The 21,413-nt window shown below is 72.7% G+C and carries 19 protein-coding genes; 6 read left to right on the plus strand and 13 right to left on the minus strand.

Annotated features, from left to right (window positions below):
* Nucleotides 1-120: 120 nt before the first annotated feature.
* The 3 genes from F1721_RS24520 to F1721_RS24530 are packed head-to-tail and all read right to left on the minus strand — an operon-like array spanning nt 121 to nt 3,967.
* Complete coding sequence (locus F1721_RS24520) at nt 121-975, minus strand: FAD binding domain-containing protein (protein WP_150069134.1); 855 nt, start codon at nt 973-975, stop codon at nt 121-123.
* Nucleotides 972-3,404: a xanthine dehydrogenase family protein molybdopterin-binding subunit gene (locus F1721_RS24525; RefSeq protein ID WP_150069135.1), complete on the minus strand. Its 2,433-nt coding sequence runs from the start codon at nt 3,402-3,404 to the stop codon at nt 972-974. Before F1721_RS24525 ends, F1721_RS24520 begins: the two co-directional genes overlap by 4 nt.
* The gene (locus tag F1721_RS24530; RefSeq protein WP_150069136.1) at nt 3,401-3,967 is read right to left on the minus strand and encodes a (2Fe-2S)-binding protein; all 567 of its coding nucleotides are present in this window, start codon (nt 3,965-3,967) and stop codon (nt 3,401-3,403) included. Before F1721_RS24530 ends, F1721_RS24525 begins: the two co-directional genes overlap by 4 nt.
* Nucleotides 3,968-4,205: 238 nt before the next feature.
* Between F1721_RS24530 and F1721_RS24535 the strand changes: the two genes are divergently transcribed.
* Nucleotides 4,206-5,087, plus strand: a complete 882-nt coding sequence (locus F1721_RS24535; RefSeq protein WP_150069137.1) for a transglutaminase-like domain-containing protein — start codon at nt 4,206-4,208, stop codon at nt 5,085-5,087.
* A gap of 22 nt (nt 5,088-5,109) precedes the next feature.
* On the opposite strand, the gene F1721_RS24540 is transcribed toward F1721_RS24535, so the two are convergent.
* The 4 genes from F1721_RS24540 to F1721_RS24555 form a co-directional block, all read right to left on the minus strand.
* Entirely contained in the window at nt 5,110-6,228 is a 1,119-nt protein-coding gene (locus F1721_RS24540; RefSeq protein WP_150069138.1) for an XdhC family protein, read from the minus strand.
* Between the two features lie 114 nt (nt 6,229-6,342).
* The gene (locus tag F1721_RS24545; RefSeq protein WP_150069139.1) at nt 6,343-7,473 is read right to left on the minus strand and encodes a vWA domain-containing protein; all 1,131 of its coding nucleotides are present in this window, start codon (nt 7,471-7,473) and stop codon (nt 6,343-6,345) included.
* 17 nt (nt 7,474-7,490) lie between these two features.
* On the minus strand, nt 7,491-8,384 hold the full coding sequence (locus F1721_RS24550; protein ID WP_150069140.1) for an AAA family ATPase: 894 nt from the start codon (nt 8,382-8,384) through the stop codon (nt 7,491-7,493).
* Between the two features lie 44 nt (nt 8,385-8,428).
* Nucleotides 8,429-9,007, minus strand: a complete 579-nt coding sequence (locus tag F1721_RS24555) for a TetR/AcrR family transcriptional regulator (RefSeq protein ID WP_150069141.1) — start codon at nt 9,005-9,007, stop codon at nt 8,429-8,431.
* 64 nt (nt 9,008-9,071) lie between these two features.
* On the opposite strand from F1721_RS24555, the gene F1721_RS24560 reads away from it, so the two are divergent.
* The 3 genes from F1721_RS24560 (at nt 9,072) to F1721_RS24570 (ending at nt 10,527) form a co-directional block, all read left to right on the plus strand.
* Nucleotides 9,072-9,575 carry an SRPBCC family protein gene (locus F1721_RS24560; protein WP_150069142.1) on the plus strand — a complete coding sequence of 168 codons (504 nt, stop codon included), beginning with the start codon at nt 9,072-9,074 and terminating at the stop codon, nt 9,573-9,575.
* A gap of 27 nt (nt 9,576-9,602) precedes the next feature.
* Nucleotides 9,603-10,160, plus strand: a complete 558-nt coding sequence (locus F1721_RS24565) for a suppressor of fused domain protein (protein WP_150069143.1) — start codon at nt 9,603-9,605, stop codon at nt 10,158-10,160.
* A 136-nt stretch (nt 10,161-10,296) separates the two neighbouring features.
* Nucleotides 10,297-10,527 (plus strand): PspC domain-containing protein, encoded by a 231-nt coding sequence (locus F1721_RS24570; RefSeq protein WP_150069144.1) that lies wholly within the window; start codon nt 10,297-10,299, stop codon nt 10,525-10,527.
* 7 nt (nt 10,528-10,534) lie between these two features.
* Here F1721_RS24570 and F1721_RS24575 read toward each other — a convergent pair whose 3' ends face one another.
* From F1721_RS24575 to F1721_RS24600, 6 genes are all read right to left on the minus strand, one after another.
* The gene (locus tag F1721_RS24575) at nt 10,535-12,547 is read right to left on the minus strand and encodes a glycoside hydrolase family 84 protein (protein ID WP_150069145.1); all 2,013 of its coding nucleotides are present in this window, start codon (nt 12,545-12,547) and stop codon (nt 10,535-10,537) included.
* A gap of 200 nt (nt 12,548-12,747) precedes the next feature.
* Nucleotides 12,748-13,401, minus strand: a complete 654-nt coding sequence (locus tag F1721_RS24580; RefSeq protein WP_150069316.1) for a copper homeostasis protein CutC — start codon at nt 13,399-13,401, stop codon at nt 12,748-12,750.
* An 88-nt stretch (nt 13,402-13,489) separates the two neighbouring features.
* Nucleotides 13,490-15,124 carry a chaperonin GroEL gene (groL, locus tag F1721_RS24585; RefSeq protein ID WP_150069146.1) on the minus strand — a complete coding sequence of 545 codons (1,635 nt, stop codon included), beginning with the start codon at nt 15,122-15,124 and terminating at the stop codon, nt 13,490-13,492.
* Between the two features lie 229 nt (nt 15,125-15,353).
* Nucleotides 15,354-16,586, minus strand: a complete 1,233-nt coding sequence (locus tag F1721_RS24590; protein WP_150069147.1) for a serine/threonine-protein kinase — start codon at nt 16,584-16,586, stop codon at nt 15,354-15,356.
* A 128-nt stretch (nt 16,587-16,714) separates the two neighbouring features.
* Nucleotides 16,715-16,918 (minus strand): cold-shock protein, encoded by a 204-nt coding sequence (locus F1721_RS24595; RefSeq protein ID WP_093268692.1) that lies wholly within the window; start codon nt 16,916-16,918, stop codon nt 16,715-16,717.
* 364 nt (nt 16,919-17,282) lie between these two features.
* A complete protein-coding gene (locus F1721_RS24600) occupies nt 17,283-17,966 on the minus strand; it encodes a TIGR00266 family protein (RefSeq protein ID WP_150069148.1) in 684 nt (227 codons plus the stop codon).
* 150 nt (nt 17,967-18,116) lie between these two features.
* Here F1721_RS24600 and moeA point away from each other — a divergent pair, with 150 nt between their 5' ends.
* Together moeA and F1721_RS24610 are read left to right on the plus strand one after the other, a co-directional pair.
* Nucleotides 18,117-19,361, plus strand: a complete 1,245-nt coding sequence (gene moeA, locus F1721_RS24605) for a molybdopterin molybdotransferase MoeA (protein ID WP_150069149.1) — start codon at nt 18,117-18,119, stop codon at nt 19,359-19,361.
* A 63-nt stretch (nt 19,362-19,424) separates the two neighbouring features.
* Nucleotides 19,425-21,377, plus strand: coding sequence for a M48 family metallopeptidase (locus tag F1721_RS24610; protein ID WP_150069150.1), 1,953 nt, complete (start codon nt 19,425-19,427; stop codon nt 21,375-21,377).
* The last annotated feature ends 36 nt before the right edge of the window (nt 21,378-21,413 follow it).

The raw sequence follows: 21,413 nt of genomic DNA on the forward strand, positions 1-21,413 counted from the left end.
GTGGAGAACTCCGCGATTTCAATGGAAATCGGACCTCTGACTTCCATTGAAATCGCGTCCACCCGCCACGGGCCGATCCCCCGGCCGCGGCCCAGCGGTGGAGCCGCGGCCGGGGGCCGGTCAGGCGCCTGCGGCGGCGAGGACCGCTCTGCCGGTGAGGACTTCGGCGAGGTGTTCCCGGTAGTCGACGTCGGCGCTGGCGTCGGCCGTCGGGCTGGTGCCCTCCGTGGCGCGGCGGGCCGCTGCGCGGACCGCCTCCGCCGTGGGTGGTTGCCCGATCAGGGCTTGTTCGACCCCGGTCGCTCGGATCGGGGTCGGGCCCATGTTGGTCAGGCCGATGCGGGCTTCGGCGATCCGCCCGTCGGCGACCCGCACCGCGGCCGCCACCCCGACGATGGACCACGCCTGCGCGACCCGGTTGAACTTCTCGTAGTGCGCGCGCCAGCCGGTCCACTTCGGCATCCGCACCTCGACCAGCAGTTCTGCGGGTTCCAGTGCGGTGGTGAAGTAGTCGACGAAGAACTCCGCCGCGGGCACCGTGCGCCGCCCGGACGGTCCGGCCAGCACCATCTCCGCGTCCAGCGCCAGCGCCGGGGCGGGCAGGTCACCTGCCGGGTCGGCGTGCGCCAGCGAGCCGCCGAAGGTGCCGCGGTGGCGCACCTGCGGGTCGGCGACCGTGCGGGTGGCCAGCGCGATCAGCTCGGCGTGCTGCTGGACCAGCGGGTCGCGCAGCACGTCGTGGTGGGTCGTCATCGCACCGATCACCAGCGCGTCGCCGTCCTCGCGGATGCCGCGCAGCTCCTCGACGCGGTTCAGGTCGACCAGCAGCTGCGGGTCGGCCAGGCGCATCCGCAGCACCGGCAGCAGGCTCTGCCCGCCCGCCAGCACCTTGGCCTCGTCGCCGAACTCCGCGAGCGCGGCCACCGCTTCCTCCACTGTGGAGGGAGCGACGTACTCGAACTGGGCGGGGATCACCGGGCACCTCCCTGGGGGTTCGTGGAACCGAGTCCGCCACCGGCTTCCGGCGCGGTGGCACCGCTCTCGCGCGCGCCCGTGACGGCCCGCCACACCCGCTGCGGCGAGCACGGCATCTCCACGTCGGAGACGCCCATCGGCCGCAGCGCGTCGACCACCGCGTTCACCACCGCGGGCGTCGAGGCGATCGTGCCCGCCTCGCCGACCCCCTTGACGCCCAGCGCGTTCGACGTCGCGCGGGTCTCGGTGCGGTCGGTGGTGAACTCCGGCAGGTCGGCCGCCGAGGGCACCAGGTAGTCGGCCAGCGTGGCGGTGGTGAGGGTGCCGGTCTCGTCGTACACGGCCTCCTCGAACAGCGCCTGCGCGATGCCCTGCGCCAGGCCGCCGTGCACCTGGCCCTCCACGATCAGCGGGTTGATCACCGCGCCGATGTCGTCCACGCAGACGTACTTGCGGATCTTCACCTGCCCGGTCTCGGTGTCCACCTCGGTCGCGCAGAGGTGCGTGCCGTGCGGGAAGGAGAAGTTCTCCGGGTCGAAGGTGGCCTCGGCGTCGAGGTTCGGCTCCACCCCGTCGGGCAGGTCGTGCGCGGCGAACGCCGCCAGCGCGACCTCGCCGAGCGCGGTGCCCCGGTCGGTGCCGCGAACGCCGAAGCGCCCGGCGGCGAACTCCACGTCGTCCTCGCTGCACTCCAGCATGTGCGCGGCGATCTTCTTGGCCTTCTCCACGACCTTGTCGGCCGCCTGCACCACCGCCATGCCGCCGACGGCCAGCGACCGCGAGCCGTAGGTGTCCAGGCCCTTCGGCGAGACCTGGGTGTCGCCGTGCAGCACCTCGACGTCCTCGAACGCCACCCCGAGCCGGTCGGCGACGATCTGGCTCCACGCCGTCTCGTGCCCCTGCCCGTGCGGCGAGCTCCCGGTGACGACCTCCACCTTCCCGGTCGGCAGCACGCGGATCGCGGCGTGCTCCCAGCCGCCCGCGCCGTAGGACAGCGAGCCCAGCACGCGCGACGGGGCCAGCCCGCACATCTCGGTGAACGTCGAGATGCCGATGCCCAGCTGCACCGGATCACCGCTGCGCCGCCGCTCCTCCTGCTCGGCGCGCAGCGCGTCGTAGCCGAACAGCTCCATCGCCTTGTCGGTGGCGGCCTCGTAGTTGCCGGAGTCGTAGGTCAGCCCGGCGACGGTGTCGTAGGGGAACTCCTCGTGCGCGATCCAGTTCTTGCGCCGCACCTCCATCGGATCCATGCCGAGCTCGGCGGCGAGCTCGTCCATCATCCGCTCGATGGCGAAGGTCGCCTCCGGCCGCCCGGCACCGCGGTAGGCGTCGGTGGGCGTCTTGTTGGTGAACACGTTGGTGCAGGTGAAGTGGTAGGCGGGGATCTTGTAGATCGAGTTGAACATGAACGCGCCCAGGATCGGGATGCCCGGCGTGACCAGCCGCAGGTAGGCGCCCATGTCGGCGAGCAGCTCGACCTTCAGCCCGGTGATCCGGCCGTCCCGGTCGGCGGCCATCGACAGCTTCTGGACCTGGTCGCGGCCGTGGTGCGCGGAAACCATGGTCTCGGAGCGGGATTCGGTCCACTTCACCGGTTTGCCGAGCTTGCGGGCCAGCACGAAGGCGATGAACTCCTCCGGCGTCACCTGCAGCTTGCCGCCGAAACCGCCGCCCACGTCGGGGGCGATGACCCGGATCTTCTGCTCCGGCACGCCCAGCGACATGGCCAGCATCAGCCGCAGGATGTGCGGCACCTGGGTGGCCGACCACATGGTGATCTGCTCGCCGGTCGGGTCGACGACCACCGAGCGGGGCTCCATGAACGCCGGGATCAGCCGCTGCTGCCGGAAGGTCCGCTCGACGCGCACCTCCGCGCTGCGCAGCGCCTCCTCGACGTCGCCACCGGTGCCCGCCGCCGCTGAGTCGAACGTCCAGGTGGCGTTGCGGTTGGTACCCAGGTCCTCGTGCACCAGCGGGGAATCCGCCCGCAGCGCGGATTCCATGTCCAGCACCACCGGCAGGTCGTCGTAGTCGACGTCGATGGCGTCCAGCGCGTCGCGCGCCTCGGCCGCGCTGCGGGCCGCGACGACCGCGACCGCCTCACCGGCGAAGCGCACCTCGTCGACCGCCAGCGGCGGTGCCGCCGGGGCCTTCATGTCCTCGGTGATCGGCCACGCGCACGGCAGGCTGCCCTGCTCGTCGGCGAGGTCCCGGCCGGTGAACACCGCGGTCACGCCGGACATCCGCCGCGCGGCGTCGGTGTCGATCGACCTGATCCGGGCGTGCGCGACGGGGCTGCGCAGGATCGCCAGGTGCAGCGTTCCGGCGGGGTTGAGGTTGTCCGTCCAGCGGGTGCGGCCGGTGATCAGCCGCGCGTCCTCCTTGCGCTTGCGGGCGCGCCCCAGTTCGGGTTCCAGGACCGAGGTCATGACTGCGTTCCTCCCGTCACCTTCGGCTGGGCCTGCTCGTCGGCGGGTGTTCGCGGCGCCGGGGTGTCCTCGGTGTGCTCCACCTCCGGACCGGCCCCGGGACGCATGCGCTGCGCGGCGTCGGAGACCGCGCGGACGATGTTCTGGTACCCGGTGCAGCGGCAGAGGTTGCCCTCCATGCCCTCCCGGATCTGCTGGTCGTCGGGTTCGCGCACCTCGGCGAGCAGGTCGAGCGCCTGCATGATCATCCCGGGGGTGCAGAACCCGCACTGCAGTGCGTGGTTGTCGTGGAAGGCCTGCTGCAGCGGGTGCAGCCTGCCGTCCTGGGCGAGCCCTTCGATGGTGGTCACGTCGTGGCCGTCGGCCTGGACGGCCAGCACCGAGCACGACTTCACGCTGTGGCCGTCCAGGTGGACGGTGCACGCCCCGCAGTTGCTGGTGTCGCAACCGATGACGGTGCCCACCTTGCCTAGTCGTTCGCGGAGGTACTGGACGAGCAGCGTGCGCGGCTCGACCTCATCGGTGTACTGGGTGCCATCGACGTTGACGGTGATGCGCGGCATTTGGGCGGCCTCCTCGGAGGGACTGGCCCGCGGTGCGCGGACGGTCGGGAACACGGACTACTCCGCCTGGGTGACGGGCGTCACATCGCTAGAGCCTGCTACGCCACACGGACCCGAGCAAGCGCGCAAAAGGCTGGCCGCCTGATCGCGTTCCGTAGCGGGCAGGCGCGATCCTCCGGGGAATTCGTTGGAGAAGCGGAAGGATCCGCCCTATCGTCCGCCCCGGGAGGAGCAGACGATGACGACGCCGCAGGAGTACGCCCGCCATTCCCGGTACACCGATCCGGGCCGGTACGGACCGCTGCTCGACGCGCTGCCCGCGGACATCCGGCAGCTGGCGGCCGTGACGAACGGCCTCGTCGTGCACTACCGGGGCACCGGGATCACCTTCACCGGTGATCGGCTGGCCGAGATCGACTCGCGCTGGACCGAGCGCCTGCTCGCCACCGACCAGCGCCGGTTCCCGCCGTCCCTGACCGCGCCGCGCCCGCTGGAGCAGCGGCTGGTCGGGTGCTGCCGGGACGTCGCGCTGCTGACCGTCGCGGCGCTGCGCCAGCACGGGGTCCCGGCGCGCAGCCGCGTCGGCTTCGCCGCCTACTTCCACGAGGGCTTCCACGCCGACCACGTGATCGCCGAGTACTGGGACGGGCAGCGCTGGGTCCTCGCCGACGCCCAGCTCGACCAGGCGGACTGGCCGTTCGACACCTGCGACATCCCGCGCGGCGCCGATCTGAGCTCGGCGCCGTTCGCCACCGCCGCGCAGGTCTGGACCGCCCACCGGCGCGGTGAGGTGGACGTGGACCGCTTCGGGGTCGGCCCCGACCACCCGATGCGCGGCGCCTGGTTCGCGGGCAACTACGTGCTGCGCGAGCTGGCGCACCGCCGCCGCGACGAACTGCTGCTCTGGGACTTCTGGGGCGCGCTGGTGACCGCCGATGCCGACCTCGACCTGCACCTGGTCGACGAGATCGCCGCCCTGCTGCTCGCGGCCGACGGCGGCGACGACTCCGCCGAGCGCGAGCTGGCCCACCGCTACGCGACCGACCCGAGGCTCAACCCGGGCGGCCGCGTCCGCTGCCAGTCCCCGTCCGGCCTGGACGCCCTAGTCGACCTCACCTGATCCTGCCGCCACCCGAGCGGCGTCAGGAGTGGTGGTGGATGGGGCCTTCGAGGTCGGTCAGGCGGACTCCGCGGCCGCCCCAGCGGAGGGCGATCAGCTCCGCCGCGATGGACACCGCCGTCTCCTCCGGGGTGCGGGCGCCCAGGTCGAGGCCGATCGGGGAGGACAGCTTGGCCAGCTCCTCCTCGGTCAGGCCCTGCTCGCGGAGCCTGCGGAGGCGGTCGTCGTGGGTGCGGCGGGAGCCCATCGCGCCGACGTAGCCGAGGTTCAGGCGCAGCGCCTCCTCCAGCACCGGGACGTCGAACTTCGGGTCGTGGGTGAGCACCATGACCGCGGTGCGCTCGTCCACCCGGCCAGCCGCCGCCTCGGCCGCCAGGTAGCGGTGCGGCCAGTCCACGACGACGTCGTCCACACCGGGGAACCGGCTGTGCGTGGCGAACACCGGGCGCGCGTCGCACACCGTCACGCGGTAGCCGAGGAAGGCGCCCATCCGGGCCATCGCGGCGGCGAAGTCGATCGCGCCGAACACCAGCATCCGCGGCGGCGGCTCGAAGGAGTTCACGAACACCCGCAGCCCCTCGCCGCGCCGCTGCCCCTCCGGGCCGTACTCGATGACCCCGCTGCGGCCGCTGGCCAGCATGCCGCGCGCGTCGTCGAGCACCGCGTCGTCGATGCGCTCCGACCCCAGGCCGCCGCTGCTGCGGTCGCGCCAGACCAGCAGGTGCGCGCCGACCTTCGCCGCGTCCGGGTGCTCCACGACGGTGACCACCGCGACCGGTTCCTCGGCGCGCACCGACGCGGCGACCTCGTCCAGCCCCGGGAAGGTGTCGCGGTCGACCCGCTCCACGAAGACGTCCAGGATCCCGCCGCAGGTCAGGCCGACCGCGAACGCGTCGTCGTCGCTGACGCCGTAGCGGCGCACGACCGGCTCGGACCCGCCCAGCACCGCGGTCGCCTCGTCGTAGACCGCGCCCTCGACGCAGCCGCCGGAGACGCTGCCGAAGGCCTCGCCGTCGCCGGTCACCAGCATCGAGGCGCCCGGCGGGCGCGGCGCCGACCGGAAGGTCGCGACCACCGTGCCCAGCCCGACGGACTCGCCCGACTCCCAGCGCTTGGTCAACTCGTCCAGCACGTCACGCACAGCGCACCTCCGCTCTCACCGCACCGCCCGACGCACCGCTCCGATCCACGATTTCAATGGAAACCAGACCTCCGATTTCCATTGAAATCGCGCCCGGGGACGCGGGCACCGCTGCTAGTTCTCGCACTTCGCCCCTCCAACGCCGGGGTGGGACAACCGGCGGACCCAGGACCAGACGTCCTCCAGCGAACGCAGGCTGTGCCCGGCCACCATCCGGTCAACGTGCGGCATGGCCGCGACAATCCCGGACTGCACCGGTTGGTAGCCGTCGTGCCCGGCGTGCGGGTTCGCCCAGATCACCGCGCGGGCCAGCCGCCGCAGCCGCCGCATCTGGTCGGCGAGCTCGGTGGCGTCGCCGCGCTCCCAGCCGTCGGAGAACAGCACCACCACCGAACCGCGGGCGATGCCCCGCTGCCCCCACCGGTCCAGGAACACCCGGAGCGTCTCGCCGAGCCGGGTGCCGCCGGAGAAGTCCGGCACCGCGCGGGACGCGGCCAGCAGGGCGGCCTCCGGGTCCCGCTGCCGCAGCTGCCTGCTCACCCGCGTCATCCGCGTGCCGAGCGTGAAGACCTCGGTGCTGGCGGGCGACCGGCGCACCACGACGTGGGCGAACCGCAGCAGCGCGTCCGCGTACGGGCTCATCGAGCCCGAGACGTCGATCAGCAGCACGACCCGTCGCGGTCGGCGGGAACGCCGCTGCCGCCGCAGCCGGACCGGCTCGCCGCCGGAGCGCAGCATCTCGCGCAGCGTGGCGCGCGAGCTCAGCGCACCGCGCTTGTCGCGGCGGCGGCGGAGCGCCGGGCGGGTGGGCGGTTCGGGGCGCAGCACCGCGAGCATCCGCCGCAGGTGCTCGCGCTCCGGCACGCCGAGTTCGGAGAGGTCGCGGCGGCGCAGCACCTCGGCGTCGCTGGCCGCGGCGGCCAGCGGTCGGTCCGCGTCGCCCTCCTCGCCGCTGGCGTCGGCCGCCGTCAGCGCCGCGATCTGCGAGGGTCGCGGCAGCGGCCGACCCACCGGCTCGGCGGCGGTCTCCGCACCGCCGAACCAGGATTCGAAGGCCGCGTCGTAGCGCGGCAGGTCGTCCGGGTCGGAGCACAGCGTCAGGCGGCCCGCCCAGTAGATCGCGTCGCGGTCGAACCCGACCTGCTCCACGGCGACGAGGAAGGCCTGCACGCGCGTCGGCCCGCATGCCATGCCGGAGTGCCGCAGGGCGCGCGCGAACCCGACCAATCCGGTCACGGTGTGCATTCCGCCCCCTCCGGGTCTCAGCGCTCGGCGGTCAGCACGCCCGCAGCGCGGACGCGCTCGGCGTCCTCGCGGTACTTCAGCACCGCGCCCAACGTCGTCGCGGCCACCTCGGTGTCCAGCTCGTCCTGCTCCAGCGCCTGCAGGGCCTGCGCCCAGTCCAGCGCCTCGGCCACGCCCGGCGGCTTGAGCAGCTCCATCTGCCGCATCCGCTGCACGGTCGCGGCCACCTGCTCGGCCAGCCGCTCGTCCAACCCCGGCAGCCGCCGCCGCAGGATCGCCACCTCGCGCTCCAGGTCCGGGTGCTCCAGCCAGTGGTACAGGCAGCGGCGCTTCAGGGCGTCGTGCACCTCGCGGGTCCGGTTGGAGGTGAGGATGACGATCGGCGGCTCGACCGCCGACACCGTTCCGAACTCCGGGATGGTGACCGCGTATTCCGACAGCACCTCCAGCAGGAAGGCCTCGAACTCGTCGTCGGCGCGGTCGATCTCGTCGACCAGCAGCACGCACGGCGACTCCTGCAGCGCCCGCAGCAGCGGTCGCGCGAGCAGGAACCTGCGGGTGTAGAGCGAGGATTCGGCGGCCTCGGCGTCCAGCTCGCCCCCGGCGGCGGCCTCCAGGGTGCGCAGGTGCAGCAGCTGGCGCGGGAAGTCCCAGTCGTAGAGCGCCTGCGCCGCGTCGATGCCCTCGTGGCACTGCAGCCGGATCAGGTCCACGCCGAGCGCGGTGGCCAGGGCCTGCGCCAGCGCGGTCTTGCCGGTGCCCGGCTCGCCCTCGCACAGCAGCGGGCGGCGCATCCGCATCGCCAGGAACGCCGCCGTCGCGATGCCGTCGTCGGGCAGGTACCCGGTGCCGTCCAGCGCTTCGGCGACCGCGGCCGGGGACTTCAGGTCGAACGCGTCATCCACCGCCATACCGGGAGCGTATGCGAACAACCGCCGCGAAGGCGATCATCGGATCATCCGGCGAGCAGGTCCCGGACCGCGTCGGTCACTGTGCCAACCTCCAAAGCCGGAACGGGTTCACCCTGCCCCAGGTGCCGCCGGACGACCGCGTAGGGCAGGTCGACCACGGCCAGGAACACCCGGGACCGACCAGCCGCATCGGACCGGCCGAGCCGCTCCGCCAAGCGCGTGAGGGCCTCGTCCACCTGCGCGTTCGCCTTCGCGAGGCGTTCGCGCGATTCGCCGGGCCAGTCCGCCAGGCCGTAGGCGCCGGGTCCGGCCAGCAGCACGTTCGCCTCGGCCGGGTTCTCGCGGCACCACTCGACCACGTGCCGCGCGGCCGCGACCGCGGCTTCCAGCGGCGGCGCCTCGATCGCGGCGAAGAACCCGCCCTGGAACCGGGTGACGGTCCGCAGCCACAGCGCGGACAGCAGCGCGGACCGGTCGGGGAACCGGTGGTAAACGGAGCCGCTCGGCGCGCCCGCAGCGCGGGCGACCGCCGCCATGGTCACGCCGCGCGGTCCCGCTTCGGCGGCGAGGGCGACGGCGGCGTCGAGGAGTCGGTCGGCGTCGTGCCGAGGAGGCCTGCCCATGTATTGGAGGATATGCTCCAATAGTGTTTTAGAGAGAACCGCCTAAAACTGCGGGGAGGGGCCGATGGCCGTCCGGAACGTGCACGTCCGGCACCTGCCGGTGGACGAGGACACCGCCGGTGCGCTGATCGACTCGCTGGCCGGGCCGCAGGACCAGCTGTGGCCCGGCCGGGCGTGGCCGCCGATGCGCTTCGACCGCCCGCTGGGCGTCGGAGCCGAAGGCGGCCACGGCCCGGTGCGCTACCGGATCACCGGGTACTCCCCCGGGCGCTGGATCCGGTTCCGCTTCACCGCCCCGCGCGGCTTCGACGGGTTCCACGAGTACGCCGTGCAGCGCGAGGGCGACCGCACCTCGCTGCACCACCTGCTGTCCATCCGCGCCCGCGGACCGGCCCGGATCACCTGGCCCCTGGTGTGGCGCCCGCTGCACGACGCGGCGCTGGAGGACAGCCTCGACCTCGCCGAGCGGGCCACCACCGGCTCGGTGCGCGAACCCGCCCGCTGGTCCTGGTGGGTGCGCCTGCTGCGCGGGCTGGCGTCGGCGCGGGGCGGCGAACCGCGCGGATAGGATCTCGGCGGCTTCGGGAGGAGGCGCATGAGTCGGTTCAGCGGGTTCCCCGCGCACATCGAGAAGCACGTCGGCCGGGTCCGCGGCGCCGACGGCCGGATCGCCGGTGGCCGCGACCGCGGGTACCACCTGGTCTACTGCGACCACGCCGACGGCGCGCACGTCACCGTGCTGACCAGCGGTCTGCGCGACCGCACCGCGGGAGCGCCGCTGCCGCAGGAGCTGGTCTGCACCCTGCAGGCCGACCAGGAGCTGCACGCACGGCACCTGACGGGTGTGATCGCCGAGCTGCTGACCGAGTCCAACAGCCGGGTGGGGTACGGCGCGCTGATCATGAACGACCGCGTCCTGCTGCCGGAGACCGAGATCGCCGGAGCCCTGGCCGCACCGCACCCCTACCTGGGCGACGAGTTCGACGTCCTGCTCGACGAAACGGGGCAACCGGTCCTGCAGCTCATCACCCTCGTCCCGATCACCCGGGGCGAGGCCCAGCTGGTCGCCCGCTACGGCCGGGACGCCCTCTACGACCGCTGGGAGGAGACCTCGGCGAACCTCCTGGACATCCACCGCCCCTGCGCCGCCTGACCTGGCTTCGCCCCCCGAACTCAAGGAAGTTCGGGACAGCCACCGGTCGTGCACCGGGGTGCGTCAGGGCCGCCTCAGGGGTCGATCGGGGTTGTTCCCGGACGCGGCTCGGCCGCCCGAGGCGCAGGATTCAGGTATGACCGACGAGATCCCCACCGCCAACGCCTCGAACACCGAGACCTCGAACCGGAAGTTCCGGCGCAGCCGGGACGAGCGGATGATCGCCGGGCTGTGCGGCGGAGCCGCCAAGGCGCTCGGCGTGGACCCCACCCTGGTCCGGGTGGGCCTGATCGCCGCGACCCTGTTCGGCTTCGGCTCCGGCATCCTGCTCTACCTGGCCTGCTGGCTGGTCGTCCCGGAGGAGTGACCCCGGGTCAGCGGAGACCGGGCGCCTGCTCGACGAACACGTCCAGCACGCCGTCGCCGACCCGGACCGGCCCCTGCGGGCGGACCTTGCCCGGCACGGTCCGGATCTGCTCGGCGCGCGCCGCGAACTGCCTGGCCTGGTCGAAGTGCCCGGACGCGGCCGCCTCGTCCCCGTCCACCCGCGACTGCAACCCGTCGAGCGACGCGAGCAGCGCCTGACCCCAGAGCCCGGTGGCGCTCAACCAGGGTTCGACGTCGGAGGCGAAGTCCGCCGGTGCCCCCTCGCGGATGCGCGCTGGCGCGTCCGCGATCGCCTGCGCGTACCCGCGCAGCTCCTGCACCGCGTTCGCGCGGTCCCCGCTCCCCCACGCCGTCCGGAACGCCTCGACGCGCCGGGACAGCTCCGGTGCCTGCGGCAACCACGGGCGTCCGCTGGGCAGCGGCCCCATGTGCTCCAGGTCGAAGAACACCAGCAGCGCATCGGCGGTCCCACGATCGGCGACCAGGCCGGGCGCACCTCCCGCCGCCCGCTTCCCCGCCAGGTGGTCGGCCGCCGCGCGCCAGGCCCGCTGCGCGTCGAAATCCGAGTTGTTCCAGTAGAAGTCGGCCGCACCGAGCTCCACGACCTCGCTCGCCGCGGCCAGGTTCATCGGGTTCACCAGGGCACCGGTGAGCTGCTCGTCGAGCCCGCGCTCGCGCTTCTCGTACGGCCCGAGCAGCACCCGGCCGACCGAGCCGTCGAAGTCGTTGACCGGGTAGTTGTCCCACAGGAAGAGCTTGCGGCCCCAGACCGCCGCGGCCTGCTGCGCATCGGAAACCGTGATCTGGCGCGGGATCACGCCGTCCCCGGTCCACATCGTCAGCACCCGCGGGTCCAAAGTGGACCGGATCGCCGCCTTGTACGGCGAGTCCTCCACGTCGGAGTACTCGGTCGGCACGAACTGCAGCGGCGCCACCCCTGGGTGGGTGTCGACGAACTCGCGCTGCACGCGGTTGAGCAGCTCCGCCTGCGCCCGGCCCGCCGCGCCCTGCGAGGGGCTGCCGTACTTCGCCTGGTCGCCCGGGCAGTTCCACCGGGTGTAGGAGATGTCGTCCAGCGGCACGGAGAAGTCGCGCACGCCCGAGTCGTAGACCGCCTGCAGCTTGGCCAGCAGGGCGCGGAAGTCCGACTCGTCGCTGTAGCAGATCGAGGTGCCGGGCGAGAGCGCGAAGGTGAACTTCACGTGGTGCGCGGCGGCCTGCCCGATCAGCTGCTGCACCGAGGCGAACTCGTCCGGCGGGTACGGCTCGCGCCATTTCTCCCGGTGGTACGGGTCGTCCTTGGGCGCGTAGACGTAGGTGTTGAGCTTGACGTCGCCGTAGAAGGCGAGCTGGTCCATGCGCTGCTGGTGCGTCCACGGTGGACCGTAGAAGCCCTCGATGCTGCCGCGCAGCGGCATGTCCGGGTGGTCGACGATGCCGACCCCGGCGAGGCGGCCGGGCGAGGCGAGCTGGCGCAGCGTCTGCACGCCGTAGTACGCGCCCGCCGCGTCGGAAGCGCCGATGACCACGGCCGGGTCCGTGCCGCCGCGCCCGGCCAGCGCGTACCCCTCGGGCGGCAGCTTCGCGGGCGCGGAGAAGTCGAAGCCCCGCATCCCCTGCGCGATGGCCTGCGAGCCCTGGGTGCCGATCTCGATGCGCAGCGCGGCATCGCCAGCGGACGGCTGCCCCTGCTCGCGCACCACGACGTCGCTGGCCCCGGCCATCCGCAGCACCTGCGCGGCCAGATCGCGGGTCGGCTGGTCGACCAGCTGGTCGACGACCACCTCGGCCTTGCCCTGCACCGCGATGTCGTCGCCGAGCCGCCGCATCTGCTGCGGCTGCGGCGTCACCTGGGGCAGCCCGGTCCCGGGCAACGACTGCGCGGGCGCTGGCGCGGTCGGCTGCGGCGACGGCTGCGGGGCATTCGTGCACCCCGCCAGCGCGGCGCACAGCACCGTCGCGACCGCAGCAGACCGCCGCCGGGCATTTCGACCGAACATGACCCCCACCTCGCCTGGGTTCCCAACGGGATCAAGGAGAGCACATCCAGGTCTCGATCGCTGGCAGGCGCCCCTCGGCCGCGCGCGGACGCGCCCCTGACCCGGAACTTCCGCCCCGTCCCGACACGCCCCGGCGAGTCGGGAAGCACCCGGACCACCCCGCGCCGGGCTTGGCGATCTCGCGCGAAAACGGCCGCAGGTCAGGAGTCGAGGAGCTCGCGCCAGGAGCGGACGCGGTCGGCGAGCACCGAGGTCGACATCCGGGCGCCGCTGCCGATGTGGAACGCGCGCACACCGGCCGCCCGCAGGTCCGGGACGTGCTCCTGGCGCAGACCGCCGCCGACGAGCAGCTCCACCCCGTCGACGTCCTGGACCGCGGCGAGTTCGCGCAGGTCGGCGAGGCCCTCGTCGACCCCGCCCGGGCCGCCCGCGGTCAGCACGGTGTCCGGCCCGAGCGACACGGCCTGGTTCCAGGCCATCCGGTGCTGCGCGGCGTGGTCCACGGCGCGGTGGAAGGTCCACGGGCACCCGGCCAGCTCGGCGACCACCGCACGGGTGGCGCCCACGTCGACCTGCCCGTGCGCGTCCAGGAACCCGAGCACGAACTCCCGCGCCCCGGCGTCCAGCAGCTCCCCGACCCGCCGCCGCAGCACGTCGACGTCGGCCGCGAACCCGGCCTCCTCCCGGACCATCACGCGCACCGGGAGATCGGTGGTGGCCAGCACGCTGCGCACGGTCCCCAGCTCCGGCGTCAGGCCGTCGGACGCCAGGTCCCGGCAGAGCTCGACCCGGTCGGCCCCACCCGCCTGCGCGGCCTCGGCATCAGCGGCGTCCAGCGCGATGACTTCCAACAACACCCCGAAACCGTAAACCGCGGCCCCGGAAAAGCCCGAAGGGCCGCCCCCGCTCGGGGGACGGCCCTTCGGCTGCCTGGGGCAGGACTCACATCATGCCGCCCATGCCGCCCATCGGGTCGGCACCGGCAGCCGCGCCCGCGGCCTCCTTCTCCGGCTTGTCCGCGACCACGGCCTCGGTGGTCAGGAACAGCGCGGCGATGGAAGCGGCGTTCTGCAGCGCCGAACGGGTGACCTTCGCCGGGTCCAGGACACCGGCCTGGACCAGGTCCTCGTACTCGCCGGTCGCGGCGTTCAGGCCGTGGCCCGAGGTCAGGTTCTTGACCTTCTCCACCACGACGCCGCCCTCGAGGCCGGCGTTGACGGCGATCTGCTTCAGCGGGGCCTCGACGGCGACCTTGACGCTGGCCGCGCCGGTGGCCTCGTCACCCTCCAGCTTCAGCCCGTCGAAGGCGGCCTGCGCGGCCTGCAGCAGCGCGACGCCACCACCGGCGACGATGCCCTCCTCGACGGCCGCCTTGGCGTTGCGGACCGCGTCCTCGATGCGGTGCTTGCGCTCCTTGAGCTCGACCTCGGTCGCCGCACCCGCCTTGATGACGGCCACGCCGCCGGCCAGCTTGGCCAGCCGCTCCTGCAGCTTCTCGCGGTCGTAGTCGGAGTCCGAGCGCTCGATCTCGGCGCGGATCTCGTTGACCCGCCCGGCGATCTGCTCGTCGTCACCGGCACCCTCGACGATGGTGGTCTCGTCCTTGGTGACGACCACCTTGCGGGCGCGGCCCAGCAGGTTCAGGTCGGCGTTCTCCAGCTTGAGGCCGACCTCCTCGCTGATGACCTGGCCACCGGTCAGGATGGCCATGTCCTGCAGCATCGCCTTGCGGCGGTCGCCGAAGCCCGGCGCCTTGACGGCGACCGACTTGAAGGTGCCGCGGATCTTGTTGACGACCAGGGTGGCCAGCGCCTCGCCCTCGACGTCCTCGGAGATGATCAGCAGCGGCTTGTTCGCCTGCATGACCTTCTCCAGCAGCGGGAGCAGGTCCTTGACGTTGGAGACCTTGGAGCTCAGCAGCAGGATGTACGGGTCCTCCAGGACCGCCTCCATCCGCTCCGAGTCGGTCACGAAGTACGGCGAGATGTAGCCCTTGTCGAAGCGCATGCCCTCGGTGAGCTCGAGCTCGAGCCCGAAGGTGTTGCTCTCCTCGACGGTGATGACGCCTTCCTTGCCGACCTTGTCCATGGCCTCGGCGATCAGCTCGCCGATCTGGCGGTCGCCGGCCGAGATCGCGGCGGTGGCGGCGATCTGGTCCTTGGTCTCGATCTCCTTGGCGTTCTTGAGCAGCTGCTCGGCGATCGCCTCGGTGGCCTTCTCGATGCCCCGCTTCAGGGCGATCGGGTTGGCGCCGGCCGCGACGTTGCGCAGACCCTCGCGAACCAGGGCCTGGGCCAGCACGGTGGCGGTGGTGGTGCCGTCACCGGCGACGTCGTCGGTCTTCTTCGCGACCTCCTTGACCAGCTCGGCCCCGATCTTCTCCCACGGGTCCTCGAGCTCGATCTCCTTGGCGATGGAGACGCCGTCGTTGGTGATGGTGGGTGCGCCCCACTTCTTCTCGAGCACAACGTTGCGGCCCTTCGGGCCGAGCGTCACCTTGACGGCGTCGGCGAGGGTGTTCATGCCGCGCTCAAGACCGCGGCGGGCGTCCTCGTCGAACGCGATCATCTTGGCCATTGCGGTGTGGTCCTCCACCTGTCTGGACGCCGCGGAGGTGAGTACGCACCCCACGGCAAGACTCGTGCTCGGCCAGGCTCGGTGCCCGCGACGGACGACCGTGCGGCGGTACCGTCGGGTGGTACCGCCGGAGACGGCCTCACCGTCCCGACCTGGCACTCAACCTTGGTGAGTGCCAATACCGTGTTTAGCACTCTCCCCTGTCGAGTGCAAGCGACCGGGCGGCGGGTCAGTCGCCCGTGGGGACCGTCGTGGGCAGGTCGTTGCTGTTGTACGACGAGGTCGTGGTGCTGGTCCCGGGGGTGGTGCTGCCGGAGCTGCCCATGTTGGCCATCACGACGAACACCACAACGATGAGCACCAGAGCGACGCCGACCAGCCCCGTCACGATCCACTTCGCCGAGCCGCCCGAGGTGGTCGCGAACGACGTGGAGCCCGCCGGCATCGGCGGGCGGAGCCGCACCGGGTCGTTGCCCGGCGGCGGCAGCGGGCGCGGCGGCTGCTGCTGGAACGGCGGCCGGTAGCCCTGCGCCGGGATCGGCTGGCTCGGCGGGTGCTGCACCGGCTGCGGACCGGACACCGGGCCCGGCGGCGGGGCGACCGGGCGCGGCTGCGGCGGGGCGTCCCCGGCGGCCTGCCCGAGCGCGACGCGCGCGGCCGAGACGAGGTCCTGGCAGTTGCTGTAGCGCTGGTCGGCCTTCTTGGCCATGCCGCGGCGCAGCACCTCGTCGATGGTGCCCGGCAGCACCACCAGGGAGGTCGCGGGCGGCGGCTCGGCGGCGAGGTGGCCCTGGATGACGTCCTGCACCTGGCCCTGGAACGGCGGGCGGCCGGTCAGGCAGGCGAAGAGCATGCAGGCCAGCGCGTACTGGTCGGTGCGGCCGTCCACCGGCTCGCCGCGCAGGTGCTCCGGCGCCGCGTAGGTCGGCGAACCGAGGAAGTCGCCGCTGGCCGTGCGGTGGCCGGTCGCGCCGCGCCGGGTCAGCCCGAAGTCGGCCAGGTAGACGTGCTCGTGGGCGGACTCGCGCGAGGTCACCAGCACGTTCGCCGGTTTCAGGTCGAGGTGCACCAGACCGCGCTCGTGCAGCATGTCCAGCGCCTCGGCGATCTGCGCCAGCAGCTCCAGGGTGCGCTTGGGCGAGATCGGCCCGTCCTTGATCAGGCTGGCCAGGTCGGAGCCGTCGACCAGCCGCATCGCGATGTAGAGCATGCCGTCGACCTCGCCGAAGTCGTACAGCGGCACGATGTTGGCGTGGTCGATGGCCGAGGTGTTGCGCGCTTCGTCGACGAACCGCTCGCGGAACTCGGCATCACCGGTGATGTGCTCGCCCATGACTTTCAGGGCGACCTTGCGGCCGAGCCGGACATCGGTGGCGCGGTACATCACGCTCATGCCACCGCGACCGAGCACTCCGTCGATCTTGTAGTGGCCGAGGCGCTTCCCGGTGAGGTCTTCCGACACGATCAGCAGCCTAACCGGCCCAGATCACGCTCGTCTCACGGTTGGCCGAGCCGGTCGCGATCCGCCCGGTGAGGACCAGCACAACGGCCCGGCCCCGCGGGCGGGACCGGGCCGCGGATGAAGCTCGGTCAGACCTTGCGGACCCCGTCAGCCTGGGTGCGGCCGTCACGCCCCGCCTTCACCTCGAATTCCACCCGGTCCCCTTCGGAAAGGGTGCGGAAACCCGACATGTTGATGGCGGAGTAATGGACGAACACATCAGATCCACCGTCCGTAGCGATGAATCCGTAGCCCTTCTCCGAGTTGAACCATTTGACCGTGCCGACCGCCACGGCGTCCTCCTCATGAAAAGTGATGCACGGCGCGAGCGCCGCTGGAGCAACGGCCACACTACCCCCGAATTCGGGCCCCGTCGCGGGTTCGGCAATGCAACTTTCCCGTTAAACGCTGGGCCGAACGGGTGCCGTTTCCGGCCACCGTCCGTCATCGCAGCGGAATGTTCCCCCAACGGCACCAATCCATTCCGCCCAGAGCGAAAGCCGCGTTGAGCGGCACCGGCGCGGACCGTCCGACCGGGCCGCGAGCGCGTTTAGCCGCCAAAAGAGATCGCGAAGCCGGATCCCGCTTTCCGCGTTGACTTTCGTCGTCACTCGAACAGCCGCTTGCGGCGAACGTCGGATCGCCCTTCGAGTTCGATCAGGACCGGGCGCCCAGCCCATTCGCCTGCAGCCAGGTGACGAGACCTCGCGGATTGCGAGTTTGGGTCAGGATCTGACCGGGACCGGCGAAATCGAAGACCAGGCCTTCACCGCTCTTGAGCGACTGCACCGCGCCCTGGCTCATCTGGCGCAAACGGCTCTGCACCGTGTCGGCATATGCCACCACGTGACCGGTGTCGATCGTCACGTACTCGCCGGGCTGGAGCGTCACCACGTCCAGCGCGCCGTAGCAGGAGACCACCAGCGGGCCCTGGCCGGTGGCGTGGGTCATGAAACCGCCCTCGCCGCCGAAGAGGTTCTTGAACCCGCCCCACTGCATCTCCAGCTGGACCGTGCTCGCCGAGGCGAGCCAGCAGCCCCTGGTGACGCACCAGCCGACCCGGCCGTCCAGCTCCAGCACGTTGAGGTCGCCGGGCAGGTTCGGCGCCACGTCCACCCAGCCGCCCTGCTGCGGCGCGGTGTAGGTGGACACGAAGAACGACTCGCCCCCCAGCGCGGCGCGCGCCAGCGACTTCAGGAAACCGCCCTGGGCGCGGGCCTCCACGGTCACCCCGTAGCTGCTGGCCAGCATCGCACCGCTCTCGACCTGCACCGGCTCGCCCGGCGCCAGCATCAACCTGGCCACCCCGAACGACGGCGTGTGGCGGGTCCGAACCTGCACGAGCACCTCCTGTCTCCGCACCGCTCGGCCCGACCAGCGGTTTCAGCGCGCGGCGGCCACCTGCGAGGTCGGCCCGGACGGTCTCGAACGAGTGTGCCACGGCGAGATCCGGTGTCGATTCACACGCCGGTGGCGACAGCGGGGGTGCCGATGGCCGATGATCGGGGCGTGTCGAACGGAACCGGAACACCTGACCTGACCGCGGTCGCCGATCACCAGGCGGCGGTCGCGGCACTGCTGCAGCCGACCCCGGTGCTGGTCGAGCCGCTGGCGGAGTGCCTGGGGCGCGCGCTGGCCGAGGACCTGGTCGCGCCGATCTCGCTGCCGCCGTTCGACAACTCGGCGATGGACGGCTACGCGGTGCGCTCGGTGGACCTGGTCGACGCCGGTCCCGACCAGCCGGTGAAGCTGCCGGTACTCGAGGACGTCCCGGCCGGTCGGGTGGACGTGCCGCCGCTGCAGCCCGGCACCGCGCACCGGATCATGACCGGCGCCCAGATGCCGCCGGGGGCCGACGCGGTGATCCCGGTGGAGCGCACCGACCGCGGCACCGACCACGTGCAGGCGTTCAGCTCGGTGCAGCCGGGGCAGCACGTGCGCCGCGCGGGCGAGGACGTCGCGGCGGGCGCGACGGTGCTCACCGCGGGCACGACGCTCGCCCCCTCGCAGCTCGGCGTGGCCGCAGCGGTCGGCGCGGCGCAGCTGCCGGTGCACCGCCCGGTGCGGGTGCTCGTGCTGTCCACCGGCTCGGAGCTGATCGAGCCCGGCACGCCGCTGCAGCCCGGTCAGATCTACGAGTCCAACGGCCTGATGCTGTCCGCCGCGGTGCGCGAGGCCGGTGGCGAGGCGACGCTGCTGCGCTTCGTGCCGGACGACGTCGACGCCTTCCACCGGGCGCTCGCCCCGCACCTGGAGAGCACCGACCTGCTGATCACCTCCGGCGGGGTGAGCGCGGGCGCGTACGAGGTGGTCAAGGACGCGCTCACCGGCAACGGCGTCGAGTTCACCAAGGTCGCGATGCAGCCCGGCATGCCGCAGGGCTGCGGCCGCTACCGGGGCGGACCGGCCGTGGTGACGCTGCCCGGCAACCCGGTCAGCTCGATGGTGTCGTTCGAGGTCTTCGTGCGCCCCGCGCTGCGCGCCGCGGCCGGGCACCGGACCACGCAGCGGCCGGTGCGCCGGGCGGCGCTGGCCGAACCGCTCACCGCGCCCGCCGGCAAGCGGCAGTACCGGCGCGGCCGGTTCGACCCGGCCACCGGGACCGTGAGCCTGCAGGGCGCGCCCGGTTCGCACCTGCTCGCCGGGCTGGCGAAGGCGAACTGCCTGCTGGAGATCCCCGAGGACGTCACCGAACTCGCCGCCGGGTCCACAGTGGACGTGATGTTGCTGGATTGACGGATCCCGCCCGGTCGCGAAGACTGCACCACCGTCCCCGTCCACCCCTCCGGAGTTCTGCACGTGCGTGGCCCCTGGCGCGCCGCCCTGGCACTGGCGCTGCACATCGCCTTCTTCGTCGCGCCGATCGCGCTGGTCCTCGGCCTGCTCTCGATCGCCGCCGTCACCTTCCGCTACGACCAGACCAGCGGGCTCAAGGCCGCTGCCGCGGCGCTGGTCGTCGGCACCTTGTTCGCGGTCGGCCTGCGCGCCGTGCTGCGCTCGCGGGTGCGAGCCCGCGGGGTCCTGGTGGACCGAGCGGAGCAACCCCAGCTGTGGCGGATGGCCGAGTCCATCGCCGCCACCGCGGAGGCGCCGAAGCCCGACGAGATCCGCATCACCTCGGAGCCGGTGGTGGCGGTCCGCGAGGACACCGCGCTGCTCGGGCTGCGCACCCGGACCCGCTACCTGGAGCTCGGGCTGCCGCTGCTGGCAGCGCTCAACGTCGGCGAGCTGCGGGCCGCGATGGCCCGCGAGATCGGCCGCCTGACCGGCCGCAACAAGCTCACCGTGCTCGCCCACCGCACGTCGGCCAGCGTCGAGCGCACCGCGGCCGGGCTCACCGGCGGGCCGACCAAGTGGCTGTTCGCCGGGTACGCGCGGGCGTTCATGGCGGTCGCCGCCACCACCGCGCAGGACCTGGAGCAGGCCGCCGACGCGGTCGCCGTCCGGGAGGCGGGCACCCGCACCGCGGTGCTGGCCCTGCGCAAGTCGGTGGCCGTGGAGATCGGCTGGCGGGAGTACGCCGACGACTACCTGAGCATGGCCACCTCGATCGGCCACGCCCCGGACGTGCTGCTGGGCTTCCGCAACTTCATGGCCCACCCGGCGCGCAAGCCGCGGCTGGCCGAGCGCGCCAAGCAGACCATCGCCGAGGAGCCGGACGGCCGCACCCGCCGCCGCATCGACGCGATGAAGCGGATCAAGACCGGCGACCGCGAGCCCGACGAGCGCCCCGCGTTCGCGGTGCTGCGCAACCCGCGCAAGAGCGTGCCGGACCTGGAGGACCGGCTGATGGTCGACGGCCTCGGCCCCCGGTTGCCGTGGCCGGAGCTGGCGCAGCGGGCCGGTGCCGCGCACGTCGCCGAGCAGGCCGCGGTGCTGAGCGCCGCGGTCGAGCAGAGCGGGCTGCCGGTGCAGCCGTCCATCGCCGGGGTGCTGGCCGCCATCCACCGCGGCCAGGGCCGCGACCTGATCAACCCGGTGCTCAACCCCGGCCTGAACCCGGAGCTCGTCGACCAGGCCGCCGAGGACACCCTGGTCGAGCTGCTCGGCTGCACCGTGGTGGACGCGCTGGTCTGCGCGCGCCGCGCGCACCACGAGCTGGACTGGGGCGGCCCGTCGCCGGTCCGGCTCGGCAACGGCCAACCGCTGGACGCCGACCGGCTGGTGCGCCCCGCGGTGGTCGACCCCCGGTTGATCCCCGGGCTGCACCGGGCGCTGGTCAACCTCGGGGTGCCGCTGAACCACGCGCGCCGCCCGGCGCCCGAGCCGGAGCCGGAGCTGGCCGGGATCGTCAGCCCGGTGCAGTGCGCGGGCAGCAGCTACGACCTGCTGGTCACCGACCGCGGCCTGGTGCTGCTGCCCAGCTCGGCGAGCACCACCAAGCGGCTGCTGGCGGGCACCCTGGCCCGGTTCCGCGAGGCGGAGCTGGAGCAGCTCGGCGAGCTGGCCGCGACGCCGGTCGGCGAGCTGCGCGAGCGGACCGGCGCGCAGTGGGTGGACAGCCGCGACGTGGCCAGCGCCCGGCTCGACCAGGACCGCACCGGCTGGTCGCTGTCGCTGGAGCTCTACCTCGACGAGTACGCGGTGTCCGAGCTGGACGACGGCCTGGTGCGCGGTGACGCCGACGGCGCGGCCGAGCTGGTGCTGCGCAGCAGCGCCGACGGCGTGGAGCACGGGGACCCGTACCGGGGGCTCGGGGAGCTGATGGGCGCCCGAATGAACGTCGAGGAGCCACTTGCCGCTATCGAGTGAGTTCAGGCGGCATCTTGATCACTCCGCGTCATGCAA

Source organism: Saccharopolyspora hirsuta (assembly GCF_008630535.1).
GTDB classification, from domain to species: Bacteria; Actinomycetota; Actinomycetes; order Mycobacteriales; family Pseudonocardiaceae; genus Saccharopolyspora; species Saccharopolyspora hirsuta.

Bases quoted from the DNA above. Each gene is read 5' to 3' on its own strand.
- F1721_RS24525 (WP_150069135.1), bottom strand. From the start codon at position 3,404: ATGACCTCGGTCCTGGAACCCGAACTGGGGCGCGCCCGCAAGCGCAAG.
- F1721_RS24545 (WP_150069139.1), bottom strand. From the start codon at position 7,473: ATGCACACCGTGACCGGATTGGTCGGGTTCGCGCGCGCCCTGCGGCAC.
- F1721_RS24570 (WP_150069144.1), top strand. From the start codon at position 10,297: ATGACCGACGAGATCCCCACCGCCAACGCCTCGAACACCGAGACCTCG.
- F1721_RS24535 (WP_150069137.1), top strand. From the start codon at position 4,206: ATGACGACGCCGCAGGAGTACGCCCGCCATTCCCGGTACACCGATCCG.
- F1721_RS24565 (WP_150069143.1), top strand. From the start codon at position 9,603: ATGAGTCGGTTCAGCGGGTTCCCCGCGCACATCGAGAAGCACGTCGGC.
- F1721_RS24560 (WP_150069142.1), top strand. From the start codon at position 9,072: ATGGCCGTCCGGAACGTGCACGTCCGGCACCTGCCGGTGGACGAGGAC.
- F1721_RS24555 (WP_150069141.1), bottom strand. From the start codon at position 9,007: ATGGGCAGGCCTCCTCGGCACGACGCCGACCGACTCCTCGACGCCGCC.
- F1721_RS24530 (WP_150069136.1), bottom strand. From the start codon at position 3,967: ATGCCGCGCATCACCGTCAACGTCGATGGCACCCAGTACACCGATGAG.
- moeA (WP_150069149.1), top strand. From the start codon at position 18,117: ATGGCCGATGATCGGGGCGTGTCGAACGGAACCGGAACACCTGACCTG.
- groL (WP_150069146.1), bottom strand. From the start codon at position 15,124: ATGGCCAAGATGATCGCGTTCGACGAGGACGCCCGCCGCGGTCTTGAG.
- F1721_RS24575 (WP_150069145.1), bottom strand. From the start codon at position 12,547: ATGTTCGGTCGAAATGCCCGGCGGCGGTCTGCTGCGGTCGCGACGGTG.
- F1721_RS24550 (WP_150069140.1), bottom strand. From the start codon at position 8,384: ATGGCGGTGGATGACGCGTTCGACCTGAAGTCCCCGGCCGCGGTCGCC.